Annotated in this window: 1 protein-coding gene; it reads right to left on the reverse strand. The window is 53.8% G+C overall.

Annotated features, from left to right (window positions below):
- Positions 1-773 (reverse strand): hypothetical protein (locus Q8W22_RS16650; RefSeq protein WP_305453127.1); only part of this gene is annotated, 773 nt, incomplete at both ends.

Below are 773 nucleotides of genomic sequence, written 5' to 3' on the forward strand. Positions count from 1 at the left end.
TTTAAACGCCTGCACAAAGATAGACCAATCACCGTCGCTATCCTCACCGTACCAGGTCACCACATAGGCGCCATCAGAGCCCACCGCGGTGATTTGGGGAGAATAGTCATCACTATAGGTATTATCCAGCGCTTCCAGCTGTACCGCGGTGCCGTTGACGGAGCCGTCGGCTTTAAACGCCTGCACAAAGATTGAATAATCATCGTCGCTATCCTCACCGTACCAGGTCACCACATAGGCGCCATCGCTGCCTACCGCAGTGATTTGGGGATTTCTGTCATAACCTGTCGTATTACCCAGTGCTTCCAGCTGTACCGTGACACCGTTGAAGGAACCATCGGCTTTAAACGCCTGCACAAAGATCGACAAATCATCGTCGCTATCCCTTCCGTACCAGGTCACCACATAGGCGCCATCGGTGCCCACGGCGGTAATTTGAGGCCGATAGTCGCCACTGGTGGTATTACCCGGCGCTTCCAGCTGTACCGTGGCGCCGTTGAAGGAACCATCGGCGTTAAAGGCCTGCACAAAGATTGACCAATCATCGTCGCTATCCTCACCGTACCAGGTCACCACATAGGAGCCATCGCTGCCCACGGCGGTGATTTGAGGATCATCGTCATAACCAATGGTATTACCCAGTGCTTCCAGCTGTGCCGTCTCGGGTGATATCACAATACTGGCTTCTGGGGCAATATCGTTCACATCGAGGGTAACCGCTTGGTCGGTATGGTTACCGGCGCCATCGGTAGCGGTAACGATGAATGAGTAAC

The sequence above is a fragment of the Oceanobacter sp. 1_MG-2023 genome (genome assembly GCF_030689025.1).
Taxonomy (GTDB): Bacteria; Pseudomonadota; Gammaproteobacteria; order Pseudomonadales; family Oceanobacteraceae; genus Oceanobacter.